At 74.8% G+C, this 12,939-nt stretch carries 7 protein-coding genes and 2 pseudogenes; 6 read left to right on the top strand and 3 right to left on the bottom strand.

Annotation, left to right across the window (positions count from 1 at the left end; translation table 11 throughout):
• Nucleotides 1-9: 9 nt before the first annotated feature.
• Nucleotides 10-5,646: pseudogene (locus ABT345_RS09980) on the bottom strand (type I polyketide synthase); the annotation flags it as partial.
• A 596-nt stretch (nucleotides 5,647-6,242) separates the two neighbouring features.
• Here ABT345_RS09980 and ABT345_RS09985 point away from each other — a divergent pair.
• The 6 genes and pseudogenes from ABT345_RS09985 to ABT345_RS10010 form a co-directional block, all read left to right on the top strand.
• Nucleotides 6,243-7,301 (top strand): beta-ketoacyl-ACP synthase III, encoded by a 1,059-nt coding sequence (locus ABT345_RS09985; protein WP_345088029.1) that lies wholly within the window; start codon nucleotides 6,243-6,245, stop codon nucleotides 7,299-7,301.
• Nucleotides 7,298-7,546: an acyl carrier protein gene (locus ABT345_RS09990; RefSeq protein WP_345088031.1), complete on the top strand. Its 249-nt coding sequence runs from the start codon at nucleotides 7,298-7,300 to the stop codon at nucleotides 7,544-7,546. Before ABT345_RS09985 ends, ABT345_RS09990 begins: the two co-directional genes overlap by 4 nt.
• A 47-nt stretch (nucleotides 7,547-7,593) precedes the next feature.
• Nucleotides 7,594-8,481: a (3R)-3-[(carboxymethyl)amino]fatty acid oxygenase/decarboxylase gene (scoE, locus tag ABT345_RS09995; protein ID WP_345088033.1), complete on the top strand. Its 888-nt coding sequence runs from the start codon at nucleotides 7,594-7,596 to the stop codon at nucleotides 8,479-8,481.
• Entirely contained in the window at nucleotides 8,478-8,990 is a 513-nt protein-coding gene (gene scoD / locus ABT345_RS10000; protein ID WP_345088036.1) for a (2E)-enoyl-ACP glycyltransferase, read from the top strand. The genes scoE and scoD overlap by 4 nt, the downstream gene beginning before the upstream one ends.
• Nucleotides 8,991-9,053: 63 nt before the next feature.
• Nucleotides 9,054-9,830: a thioesterase II family protein gene (locus ABT345_RS10005; protein WP_345088038.1), complete on the top strand. Its 777-nt coding sequence runs from the start codon at nucleotides 9,054-9,056 to the stop codon at nucleotides 9,828-9,830.
• 149 nt (nucleotides 9,831-9,979) lie between these two features.
• Nucleotides 9,980-10,213 (top strand): annotated as a pseudogene (locus tag ABT345_RS10010) (response regulator transcription factor); the annotation flags it as partial.
• A gap of 83 nt (nucleotides 10,214-10,296) precedes the next feature.
• On the opposite strand, the gene ABT345_RS10015 reads toward ABT345_RS10010, so the two are convergent.
• Together ABT345_RS10015 and ccrA are read right to left on the bottom strand one after the other, a co-directional pair.
• The gene (locus tag ABT345_RS10015; RefSeq protein ID WP_351321566.1) at nucleotides 10,297-11,040 is read right to left on the bottom strand and encodes an AfsR/SARP family transcriptional regulator; all 744 of its coding nucleotides are present in this window, start codon (nucleotides 11,038-11,040) and stop codon (nucleotides 10,297-10,299) included.
• Nucleotides 11,041-11,452: 412 nt separating this feature from the next.
• The gene (ccrA, locus tag ABT345_RS10020; protein WP_345088044.1) at nucleotides 11,453-12,799 is read right to left on the bottom strand and encodes a crotonyl-CoA carboxylase/reductase; all 1,347 of its coding nucleotides are present in this window, start codon (nucleotides 12,797-12,799) and stop codon (nucleotides 11,453-11,455) included.
• Nucleotides 12,800-12,939 lie beyond the last annotated feature (140 nt).

Here is a 12,939-nt window from a genome sequence, read left to right on the forward strand (position 1 = left end):
GCCGTGCCGTCAGGAGTGGTCGTCGAGCGCGAGCCGGACCAGGGCGGCCACGTCCATCGCGGCGATGTCGGCGGTGTCGCCGGGGCGGTGGTCGGTGGCGGGCCGGGCCGGGGGCGCCGGGTGCGGTGCGGTGTCGTCCGGGAGGAGCCGGGTGCGCAGATAGCCGGCGATGTCGGCGGGGGTGGGGTGGTCGAAGACCAGGGTGCTGGGCAGCCGCAGGCCGGTGGCGCGGGAGAGGCGGTTGCGGAGTTCGACGGTGGTGAGGGAGTCGAAGCCGAGGTCGCCCAGGCGCCGGTCGGGCGCCGGGTCCCGGTCCTGGGCGCCGAGGACCGCGCGGATCTCCGTGCGGACCAGCCCGCGCAGGATGCGGTCGCGTTCGGCCGGGGCGGCGGCCCGCAGCCGCCGGGTGAGGCCGTCCGGTGCCGCGTCGGCCCGTGCGGGGGCGGCGCGGGGCGGGGCGGCGGGTGCGGTGCCGCGCAGCAGGGCGGGCGCCTCGGCGTCGCGGAATGCGGCGGGGTGCAACGGGACGGGTGCCAGCAGGGGTTCGGCGGTGGCCGTCGCGGTGTCGAAGAGGGCGAGGCCCTGCTCGGTGCCGAGGGTGCCGATGCCGAGGCGGGCGAGGCGGGCGGTGCGGCCGTCCTGGTCGAGGTGGCGGGTCATGCCGGTCGTCTCGTCCCACAGGCTCCAGGCGAGGGAGGTGGCGGGCAGGCCGTGGGCGGCGCGGTGGGCGGCGAGGGCGTCGAGGAAGGAGTTGGCGGCGGCGTAGTTGGCCTGTCCGGCGGTGCCCAGGAGCCCCGCGGCGGACGAGAAGAGGGCGAACAGCGCCAGGTCGTGGCCGCGGGTGAGGTCGTGGAGGTGCCAGGCGGCCCGCACCTTGGGGGCGAGGACGCGGACGGTGCGGTCGGCGGTGAGGGAGGGGACGACGCCGTCGTCGAGGACGCCGGCGGCGTGGACGACGGCGGTCAGCGGGTGGGCGGCGGGCACGGCGTCGAGGAGGGCGGCGAGCGCGGTGCGGTCGGTGGTGTCGCAGGCGGCGACGGTCACCTCGGCGCCGAGGGCGGTCAGTTCGGCCGCGAGGTCCGCGGCGCCCGGCGCGTGGGGCCCGCGGCGTCCGGCCAGCACGACATGGGCGAAGCGGTGGCGGCGCACCAGGTGGCGGGCGAGGGCGCCGCCGAGGGTGCCGGTGCCGCCGGTGATCAGCAGGGTGCCGTCCGGGTCGGGGGCGGGCGCGGGACGTCCCGCGGGCCGCCCGGGCGCGGCGCCGTCCGCCGGCCGGTACGGCGTGAGGCGCAGCCGTGCGGCGCGTCCGGCGCGCAGGGTGAGCTGCGGTTCGCCGGCGGCGCGGGCGGCGGCCACGGCGGCGGGCAGGGCGCGGCGGGAGGCGTCGGTGCCGTCGCTGTCCACGAGGAGGAAGCGGCCCGGGTTCTCGGTCTGCGCCGACCGCACCAGGCCCCACAGGGGCGCCGCCGCGAGGTCGGTGACGTCCTCCCCCGGTCCGGCGGCGACGGCTCCGCAGGTGACGATCACCAGGTGGGAGGCGGCGCAGCGGTCGTCGGCGAGCCACTGCTGGAGGGTGGCGAGGAGCGTGGTGGTGGCGGTCTCCGCGGCGCCGGGCAGATCCGGGCCCGGCCGGCCGGTGCACGGCAGCAGGACGGTGGCGGGCACCGGCTCCCCGGCGTCGAGGCGGGCGCGGAGCGCCGCGAGTCCGGTGTGGACGGCGGCGCCCGGCGGGCGGACGGCGGCGTCCGTGCCGAGCACCGCCCAGCCGGTGTCGGGCCCGGTGCTCGCGGGGTGGTCCCAGGGTTGCCAGACGGGCCGGTGCAGGGCGCGGCCGTCGGCGGCGGGGCGGAGCCGGTCGGCGGGGACGGGGCGGGTGACCAGGGAACGGGCGGCGGCGACGGGGGCGCCCGTGGCGTCGGTCAGGTCGACGGCGACGGTGCCGGGGCCCTGCGGGGTCAGCCGGACCCGCAGCCGGCCGGCGCCCGTGGCGTGGATGCGGACACCGCTCCAGGTGAACGGCAGCCAGGGCCCGTCGGCGGACTCGTCGAGCCCGCCGTTCAGCAGCAGCGGCTGGACCGCCGCGTCGAGGAGGGCGGGGTGCAGGGCGAACCGGCCGGGGTCGGCGGCGGTGCCGGGCAGTTCGACCTCGGCGAGGAGGGTGTCGCCGTGGCGCCAGGCGGCGCGCAGTCCGCGGAAGGCGGGGCCGTAGCCGAAGCCGCGGGCGGCGGTGCGGTCGTGGAAGCCGTCGAGCGGGACGGGGCGGGCACCGGCCGGAGGCCAGGGGGCGGGCGCGGCGTCGTCCGGTGCGGGGTCGTCGCGGGTGAGGGTGCCCGTGGCGTGCCGGGTCCAGGGGGCGCCGGGGTCGCCGCCGGGGCGGGCGTGGACGGTGACGGCGCGCTCGCCGGTGGCCGCGTCGGGTGCGCCGACGGCGACCTGGAGGCGGACCGCGCCGCGCTCGGGCAGGAACAGCGGGCTCTCCAGGACCAGTTCGGCGATCTGCGGGCAGCCGGTCTCCTGGCCGGCGCGCAGCAGGAGTTCGACGAAGGCGGTCCCCGGCAGCAGCACCGCGCCGCCGACGGCGTGGTCGGCGAGCCACGGTTGCGACGCGAGGGAGATCCGCCCGGTCAGCACCGTGCCGCCGGTGGCGGGCAGTTCGACGGCCGCGCCCAGGAAGGGGTGGTCCGCGGCGGTGACGCCGAGGGCTTCCGGGTCGCCGCGGCCGTCGGGCGGGGCGGGCCAGAACCGTTCGTGCCGGAAGGCGTAGGTCGGCAGGGTGCTGCGCAGGGTCCGGGCGCGGTCCGGGTCGGCGCCCAGGACGGCGGGCCAGTCCAGGTCGACGCCGCGGACGTACGCCTGCGCCAGCGACCGGGCGAGGCGCGCCGCGCCGCCGTCGCCGCGCCGCAGCGTCTCCAGCACCACGCCCTCGTGTCCGCGCTCCTCCAGGATCCGCTCCAGCGCCGTCGTCAGGACGGGGTGGGCGCTCGCCTCGACGAAGACCCGGAAGCCGCGGTCCAGGAGGTGGGTTACGGCGCCCTGGAAGTCGACGGTCTCGCGGAGGTTGCGGTACCAGTACGCGCCGTCCAGCGTCGCGGGGTCCGCCGCGCGGCCGGTCACCGTCGAGCAGAACAGCGTGCCGTTGCCCGGCAGCGGCGTCACGTCCGCGAGGAGAGCGGGCAGCCGGTCCGCCAGGATCTCGGTCTGCGCGGAGTGCGAGGCGTAGTCGATGGGGATGCGGCGGGCCCAGACGCCGTCGGCGGCCATCCGGTCGAGGAACCGTGCCACCGCGGCGGCGTCGCCGGAAACGGCGGTGGACGACGGGGAGTTGACGGCGGCGACGGTGAGCGCGCCGTCCCAGGCCGCGAGTTTCGCCTCGGTGGCGGCGCGGCCGAGCATCACCGTGGCCATCGCGCCGCGCCCGGCCAGCTCGGTGAGGAGTCCGGCGCGCAGCGCGACGGTCTTCGCCGCGTCGTCCAGGCTCAGCGCCCCGGCGACGTACGCGGCCGCGATCTCGCCCTGCGAATGCCCGACGACCGCCGCCGGGACCACCCCGTGGTGCCGCCACAGCTCGGCGATCCCGGTCATGACGGTGAACAGTGCGGGCTGCACCACCGCGTCCCCCTGGTCGAGGGAGACGGTGCTGTCCTCGTCGCGGAGCAGGGCGGTCAGCGACCAGTCGAGGTAGGGGGCGAATGCGGTCTCGCAGCGGGCCACCCAGGCGGCGAACACCGGCGAGGAGTCGAGGAGTTCGCGTCCCATGCCCGGCCATTGGGAGCCCTGGCCGGGGAAGACCAGCACGGTGCCCTCGCCGGCCGCGCCCGCCGGGGCGGCGCCGGTGACGACGGAGTCCGGCTCGGCGCCGGTGGCGAGCGCGGCCAGCGCGGTGGCCGCGGCGGCCCGGTCGGCGGCGAGCGCCACCGCCCGCCGCTCGAACCCGGTACGTCCCGCGAGGGCGGCGGCCACCACCGCGTCGGGCGCGTCGGCGCCGCGCCGCAGATACTCCGCCGCCCGCTCCGCCTGGGCGCGCAGCGCGGCGTCCCCGCGCCCGGACACCGGCCACAGCAGCGGACCGGCGGCGGCGCGCGGCGGCCCGGCCGGCTCCCGCTCCACCGGGGCCGGCGCCTGCTCCACGATCACATGGGCGTTGGTGCCGCTCATGCCGAAGGAGGAGATCCCGGCGCGGCGCGGCCGCCCGGTCGCCGGCCAGGGCGCCGCCTCCCGGACGACCTCCACGGCGCCGGCCGCCCAGTCGACGTGCGAGGAGACCTCATCGACGTGGAGCGAGGCCGGGACGATCCCGTGTTCCAGGGCGAGTACGGCCTTGATCACTCCGGCGACGCCCGCGGCGGCCTGCGTGTGCCCGATGTTGGACTTCACCGAACCCAACAGCAACGGCGCAGCCCCCCGGTCGCGCTGCCCGTACGTCGCCAGCAACGCCTGCGCCTCGATCGGATCACCCAACGTCGTCCCGGTGCCATGCGCCTCCACCACATCCACATCGGAGACCGACAACCCAGCCGACGCCAGTGCCTGACGGATCACCCGCTGCTGCGCCGGACCGCTCGGCGCCGTCAAACCGTTCGACGCACCGTCCTGATTCACCGCCGAACCCCGCACCACACCGAGAACGCGACGGCCCGCCCGCAGCGCGTCCGACAACCGCTCCAGCACGAGCATCCCCACGCCCTCGGCGGGGCCGAAGCCGTCGGCGCCGTCGGCGAAGGCGCGGCAGCGGCCGTCCGGGGACAGCGCGCGCTGACGGCTGAAGCCCAGGTGGACGCTGGGCCCGGAGAGGACCGTCGCGCCGCCGGCCAGCGCCAGCGCGCACTCGCCGCGGCGCAGCGCCTGCGCCGCCAGATGCAGCGTCACCAGCGACGACGAGCACGCCGTGTCGACGGTCAGGGCCGCGCCCTCCAGGCCGAGCGCATAGGCGATCCGCCCGGAGGCGACGCTGTGGTGGGTGCCGGTCGTGTAGTACATGTCGCTGTCGGGGACGGGCCGGGCGGTCAGCGCGTGGTCGAAGTCGGCGACCCCGGCGTAGACGGCGGTGGGCGAGCCGCGCAACGCCGCCGGGTCGATCCCGGCGCGCTCCAGCGCCTCCCACGACGTCTCCAGGAGCAGCCGCTGCTGCGGGTCCATGACCAGCGCCTCGCGGGGCGAGATCCCGAAGAACGCGGCGTCGAACTCCGCGGCGCCGCCGAGGAACCCGCCCCCGCGGACGTATGTGGTGCCCGACCGGTCGGGGTCCGGGTCGTGGAGCGCGGCCAGGTCCCAGCCCCGGTCGTCGGGGAACGGGCCGATGGCGTCGCCCCCGGCCGCGAGCAGCCGCCAGAGGTCTTCGGGCGAAGCGACGCCACCGGCGAACCGGCAGGCCATCCCCACGATGACGACGGGGTCGTCACCGGCGGGCCGGTCCGGGGCCGCCGCGGGCGCACCGGCCGCGGCCGTGTCCGGCGAGGTGGCCACGGGCCCGGTCACGGCGGGCGGGGCGGGGTCCGTGGGCAGGGTGGCGAGGAAGGCGGCGAGCGCCACCGGGGTGGGGTGGTCGAAGACCAGGGTGGACGGCAGGCGCAGACCGCTCGCGGCGTCGAGCCGGTCCCGCAGGTCGACGGCGGTGAGGGAGTCGATCCCCAGGTCGAGGAAGGGCACCTCGGACGCGTCCGCCGGCACCGGGTGGCCGAGCAGCTCCTCCAGGTGCGCGCGGACCACGCCGAGCAGCAGCCGGCGCCGTTCCCCGCCGGGGCGGTCGGCGGCAGGCCAGACGGGTGCCGAAGTCGATTCCATGGGAAACGCGCCTCCAATGAATCCGCGCGGTACCACGTGCCGGTATCACACGGGCAGCTGAAAAGCGTCGATAACGTCCGGGAAAAATCCACGCCGTGGGGCTCCGGACGGCAGTTATTTGATACGTCGCGGGCCACGGAAAACGCAAGCCGCGATCCCGGGGAACGAGACACGAAAGACACCCGGTGCGCTACCGTGAGCGAGAGCCCCGCACTCGCACAGCGCCACGTTCCAGCAGCTCACAGCCGTGATCATCGCGAACAAACGGCGAAGCCCGGCGCCTCACACACCCCACCCGGCGCCTTTAGAGCGACTTTAGAATCGCTTCAGAAATGCGCCCGGAGATTGACAGGGCACACCGTTTCCCATTTTGCTGAGAACACCTCTCCCCAGGGCGAGCGGAATTCACCACATGAATTCTCCGCCGGTTTTCTCTCGTTACCCAGAGGCTGGTCGTGAACATGAGCGGAATACCTCCCGGGCCGGCCGGACGCGCCGCCGTACTGTGCGGTGTGGGCGGCCATCTGCCCGAACGGGTCGTCAGCAACGCGGAGCTGTCCGCGCGGCTGGAGACCACCGACGAGTGGATCACCACGCGCACCGGCATCCGCAACCGCCGCGCCGCCGCCCCCGGCGAGGCCACCTCCGATCTGGCCGTCGAGGCCGGGCGCCGGGCGCTGCGGGCGGCGGGCGGGGAGCCGGCGGACACCGTGCTGGTCGCCACCGTCACCCCCGACCGCCGGTGCCCGGCCACCGCTCCCCTGGTGGCCGCCCGGCTCGGACTGACCGGCGCCGCCGCCTTCGACGTGTCGGCGGTCTGCACCGGCTTCCTCTACGGGCTCGCCACCGCCGCCGGACTGATCGCCGCGGGCGTCTCGGAACGCACGCTGCTGATCGGGGCGGACGTCTACTCGTCCATCGTCGATCCAAACGACCGCACCAACGCGATCCTCTTCGGCGACGGCGCCGGCGCGGTCGTCCTGCGGGCCGGCAGCGCCGACGAGCCGGGCGCGGTGGGCCACTTCGACCTCGGCAGCGACGGCGGCGCGGAGGAGGCGATCCTCATCGCGGCGGGCGGCTCCCGCAGCCCCGTCACGGAGCACACCCCGCGCGCCGACCGGCACTTCGCGATGCGCGGCAAGGAGGTCTACCGCCACGCGGTGACCCGGATGACCGCGTCCGCGCAGGCCACCCTCGCCGCCGCCGGATGGCGCCCCGACGACGTCGACCACCTCGTCGCCCACCAGGCCAATCTGCGCATCCTGCACTCCGTGGCGGACGGCCTCGGCGTCGGCCGGGAGCGCTGCGCCCGGCACCTCACCGACGTCGGCAACACCGGCGCCGCCTCCATCCCGCTGGCCCTCGACGACGCCCACGCCAGCGGCGCGCTGACGCCGGGCGCCCGGGTGCTGCTCACCGGCTTCGGCGGCGGCCTCACCTGGGGCTCGTGCGCACTGCGCTGGCCCGACCTCAGCCCTGCGACCGGCCGGCGACGAGCCGGCGGAAAGGACCGGCGATGACCACCGCCACCCACGACCGACTGACCGCCCTCCTGAAGGAGTTCCACGACGCCCCGGCCGAGTCGCTGACCCCGGAGGCGACCTTCGCGGAGCTGGGCGTCGACTCGCTGACCATGGTCGAGATCGCGCTGCGGATCGAGCGGACCCTCGGCATCGAGGTCGGTGACGACGAGCTGACCGAGGACCTGACGCTGGCGCAGGCCGTGCGGCTGATCGACGCCAAGCTCCCCGCGGACGCCGCCTGACGCCCCGCCCCTCCCCCGCGCCCACCCACCCCTCACAGGAGTCCCCCGTGCAGATCACCCCGCAGGCCGGAAAGCAGCTCGGCGTCACCGTCAAGGGCTTCGACCACACCACCGCCTCCGAGGCGGACGTCGCACGCGTGCTGTCCGCCGTCTACGAGCACAAGATCGTCGTGCTGAAGGGGCAGCAGCTGTCGCCGCGCTCCTTCCACGACCTGGGTTCCCGGTTCGGCCGCCCCGAGGCGTACTACGAGCCGATGTACCACCACCCCGACAACCCCGACATCTTCGTCTCGTCGAACGTTCCGGAGAACGGCAAGCAGATCGGCGTCCCCAAGACCGGCAAGTTCTGGCACGCCGACTACCAGTTCATGCCGGAGCCGTTCGGCATCACCCTGATCCACCCGCAGGTCGTCCCGGAGCGGAACCGCGGCACGTACTTCCTCGACATGGGCGCCGCGTACCGCAGGCTGCCCGACGAGCTGAAGCGGGCGGTGGCGGGCACCAACGGGCGGCACAGCGTCCGCAAGTACTTCAAGATCCGCCCGTCGGACGTCTACCGCCCGATCTCGGAGATCATCGAGGAGGTCGAGCGCAAGACCCCCGCGGTGCTGCACCCCACCACCTTCACCCACCCCATGACCGGCGAGACCGTCCTCTATCTCAGCGAGGGCTTCACCGTCGGCCTGGAGGACGCCGACGGCACGCCCCTGGACGACGCGCTCCTCGCCCGGCTCTTCAAGGAGACCGGCCAGCTCGACGAGGAGATGACGCACGAGGCCGTCCACCTCCAGGAGTTCGAGAAGGGCGATCTGCTCGTCTGGGACAACCGCAGCCTCATCCACCGCGCCCGCCACACCACCACACCCGAGCCGACGGTCTCGCACCGCGTCACCGTGCACGACGCCCGCCCGCTGTACGAGACGGCGGCCGCATGAGCGCCACCGGCGCGGACGGCCCGGACCTGCTGACCCGGGTGCTCGCCCCGTACAAGGCGCACTGCGCCTACCTGCGGTCGGCCGAGGTCACCGTGGACGGCGAAACCCTCACCGCCCGCGGCGAGTTCGCGATCCCCGAGTCCTGCTACATCGACGACACCGGGCATCTCAACTCCGTCGAGGTCAACATCTGCTACAACCAGCTGATGTACTACGCCCTCGCGGTCGCGGTTCGGGACCGGCTGCTGCCGCAGTTCGCGGAGTGGACGATGGAGGACTACTGGAAGCGCCAGCTTCCCGACATCCTCATCGTCCGGTTCGAGAGCCGCTTCCCCCGGCCGGTCGACCCCCGCGCCTTCCAGGGAGAGTTCACCCTGAAGCGGCTGACCCGGCGCACCCCCCGCGACGGCGCCCCGCTGCTGATCGCCGAAACCACCCATCGCTACCACGACGCGCACGGCGGCCGGTGCCACGGCGAGGCGACCCTCGCCCTCACCCGGCTGCCCTGACCCGCCGCGGTGGCCGTCCCCGGCGGGCGGCCACCGCGGCGGCGCGTCCCAGGAAGGTTCCCCGTGCCGCACCCGTCCGCCCTCCGCACCGCACCGACCGGTCCGTGGCTCCGCCGCCTCGGCGCCGCCGCCGACGACGCCGTGCCCCTGGTGTGCTTCCCGCACGCCGGTGGCTCGGCCGGCTCGTACCTGGCGCTGTCGAAGCGGCTGGCGCCGCACGTCGCGACGTGGGCGGTGCAGTACCCCGGGCGCCAGGAGCGGCACCGCGAGGCGCCGTTCACCGAGGTCACCGCGCTCGCCGACGCCGCCTTCGCGGCCCTGCGCCCGTACCTGTCCGCGCCCTACGCCTTCTTCGGACACAGCATGGGCGCCGTCGTCGCGTTCGAGGTGGCCCGCCGGTGCGAGACGGCGGGCGCCGGGCCGGTGCGGCTGTTCGCCTCCGGACGCCGGGCGCCGTCCGTGCCGCACCGCGGCGCCACCGGGTGGCGGGACGACGACGCGCTCGTCGCCGAACTGGAGCGGCTCGGCGGCACCGCCCCCGGCGTGCTGGCCGACCCGGAGCTGCGCGCCCTGGTGCTGCCGGCGCTGCGCGCCGACTACCGGGCCGTGGAGGGGTACGTCTGCGCCGCCGGCGCGACGGTCGGCTGCCCGCTGACCGTGCTGTGCGGCGACGCGGACCCGGTCTTCGCGGTGTCCGAGGCCGGCGCGTGGCGGCCGCACACCACCGGCGCGTTCGACGTGTCGGTGCACCCCGGCGGCCACTTCTACCTCGATCCGCAGGCGGCCGGGGTCGCCGCCGTCGTCACCGCGGCGCTGACCGGCCCCGCCACGCGGGCCTGACCCCCCAGCTGGAGGGGCTCACGGTGCGCCCCTCCAGCTGGGGGTGCCCCCTGCGCACGCCCCTCGGCATCCTCGTCCGCGATGGCCGACAACCAAGGAGAACGACGGTGATCAGTCGGCTGCGGCCGCATCGGTACAGGTGGATGCCGCCGGACACGAGCGGCCTGGAGCAGCTGACCGGCCGGGAGCGGGAGGTGCTCCTGCTGGTGACCCAGGGCCTGTCCAACGCGGAGATCGCCGAACGCCTGGTGGTGTCCGCCGCGACCGTCAAGACCCACGTCGGCCGGATGCTCGCCAAGCTCCACCTGCGCGACCGCGTCCAAGCGGTGATCTTCGCGTACGAGTCCGGGCTCGTACAGGCGGGACGGGACCACGCCGGCTGAGCCGCCGGGCGGGGCGGGGCGGGCACCGGCGGGGCGGCCGGACCGTCCGGCCGCGCCCCGCCCGGCTTCCCCGGATGCGGGCCTCAGCCCGCCAGCTGCATGTCCCGCGCCGCGCCGTCGGCCCGCAGGATCGTCCGCTGCAACTCGCGCAGTTCCCAGGAGGGTTCGAGACCCAGCTCGCGGCGGATCGTGTCGCGGGCGCAGTGGTAGGCGCGCAGCGCCTCGGCGCGCCGGCCCGAGCGGGACATGCACAGGATCAGCTGCCGGTAGAACGCCTCGTGCAGCGGATGCGCGGCGAGCAGCGCCCGCAGCACGCCGGTCATCTCCTGATACCGGCCCAGGGCGATGCCGGACGCCACGAGGAGTTCGGCGGACTCGATGCGCGCCTCCTCCGCCCACCGCGCGCAGCCGCCGACGATCGGCCCCGCGGCCGCGCCGTCCAGCACCGCTCCCCGGTGCAACGACCGTGCGGCGCCGAGCAGTTCCACCGCGCGTTCGTGGTTGCCCGCGCGGGCTGCGCGGCGGCCGTCGCGCAGCAGGCACTGGAAGCGGTGCAGGTCCAGTTCGCCGGGGGCGAGGCGCAGGACGTAGCCGGGCGCCGCGGTGGCGATCGGGCTGCCGGGCCGCCCGGGGCGGGTGAGGATCTTGCGCAGTTGGGACATGTGGACGTGGAGGGAGGCGGTGGCGCGGCGGGGCGGGGCGCTCCCCCAGATCTCGTTGCTCAGCTCGTCCCGGGAGACGACGTGGCCGGCCCTGATGAGCAGCGCCGCCAGCAGGATCTGCATCTTCGGTGCGCTGACCGCCGCGACGGACCCGTCATCGGTCACCCGAAGCGATCCCAGAATCTCGTACCGCACGAATGGTTCCTCGCTCTCCAGCTGTCATTCCGCCGTTCCCGTACCCCGGCGAGCGCGGTGCGGGAATGCGCTGAGGTGCCGTGGAATTCACCGGCCGGCACCCGGAAACCGACTTCCCGTATTCCTCTTCGGACCATGCCACGGAAAATGCGGTGGGACCGTGGACGGCCGGCCGCATCCTCTGCGTCCGGCCGTACCTTCTTCCGTTCCGTATGCGGTCGTTGCCCCCGGAACACACCGTCAACGTAGTCGCGCGGAACCCCTGGCGTGAACCCCAGTCCCGCGGGCCGAACCCCTTAAGGGACGCCCGGCGAACAGGGGTGGTGAACGCTTCCTCCGCGGTTCACCACGGCCGCGCCGAGAAAATCGGGACCGGAACGGGTCAGACGGCCGCCTCGGCGGGCAACTCCCGCAGCGGGTTGAGGTTCTGTGCCCCGATGCGGGCGCGCAGCTCGGGGTCGGTGACGCCCAGTCCGCCCTCGGGGGCCATGCACAGCACGCCGACCTTGCCGACGTGCCGGTTGAGCTGCACCGTGCGGGCGGCCTCGCCGACGTCGGCCAGCGGATGCACGGCCGACAGGACGGGGGTGAGCAGGCCCAGCCGGAACAGCCGGTTGCACTCGGACTGTTCCTGGAGGTTGGCGCCGTGGCTGCCCACGATGCGCTTGAGGTTCATCCACAGATAGCGGTTGTCGTAGGTGTGCTGGTAGCCGGTGCTGGACCCGCAGGTGACGACGGTGCCGCCGCGGCGGACCACGAACACCGAGATGCCGAACGTCGCCCGGCCCACGTAGTCGAAGACGACGTGCGGGTCCTCGCCGACGGCCGCCCGGATGGCGCGGCCCAGGCGTTTGCCGCGTTCGATGGTCTCCTCGGGGCCGGGCGCGCCGTCGTCCACGCCGATCTCCCGGCGGTCGATCACCACGTCACAGCCCAGTTTCCGCAGCAGTTGCGCCTTGCGCTCCGAGCCGACGACGCCGACGGGGATGCCGCCGGCGTTCTTCACCATCTGGACGGCGAAGGAGCCGAGCCCTCCGGCGGCGCCCCAGATGAGCACGATGTCGCCCTGCTTGATCCGCGCGCCCTTGTCGCTCACCAGCATGCGGTAGCTGGTCACGGCGGTCAGCATGGTGCTCGCCGCCTCCTCCCACGTCAGATGCGCGGGCTTGTCGAGCAGTTGGCTGGCGCGGACGACGGCGTAGTGGGCGAGCCCCCCGAAGTTGGTCTCGAAGCCCCAGGCCCGCTGGCCCACGCCGAGCATACCGTCGCCATGGGTGGCTGCCTCCTGGTCGTCCACCTGGACGCAGCTGACCACGACATGGTCACCGGTGCGCCAACGCCGCACCCCCGCGCCCGTCTTGACGACCACTCCGGCCGCGTCCGAGCCGACGACCTGGTACGGGCGGTCGTGGCGGGTGGCGAAGCCGCCCTCCCGGGCGTACTTCTTCAGGAAGGTGAACGTCGGCAGCGGTTCGAACATCGCCGACCACACGGTGTTGTAGTTGATGGAGCTGGCCATGACGGCGACGACCACCTCGTCCGGCGCGATCTCCGGCATCGGCACCGGGCCGACGTGCAGGGACTTGCGGACGTCCTTGTCCTCGGCGCCGCCGAACATGTGGATGTCCTCGGCGCGGAGATGGGCGGCGAGATATTCGCCGGGCAGTTCATGCCGTTCGATTTCTTCCGGTGTGGCTCCGCCGAGCAGAGCGTCAGCCAGTACATCCATGGCTTTTCCCCTCTCTGATGAGGTACGGCGCCCTCACCGCGGTATCCATCACACGGCATGCGGGCGCAAGGAGTTCCGGGGCCGATCGCGATGTCGTGCCGCGGACTCGCGAATGCGTCGGCGGTTCGCCGCGGCACGAG

Source organism: Streptomyces sp. NPDC000404 (assembly GCF_040300365.1).
Taxonomy (GTDB): Bacteria; Actinomycetota; Actinomycetes; order Streptomycetales; family Streptomycetaceae; genus Streptomyces; species Streptomyces ramulosus.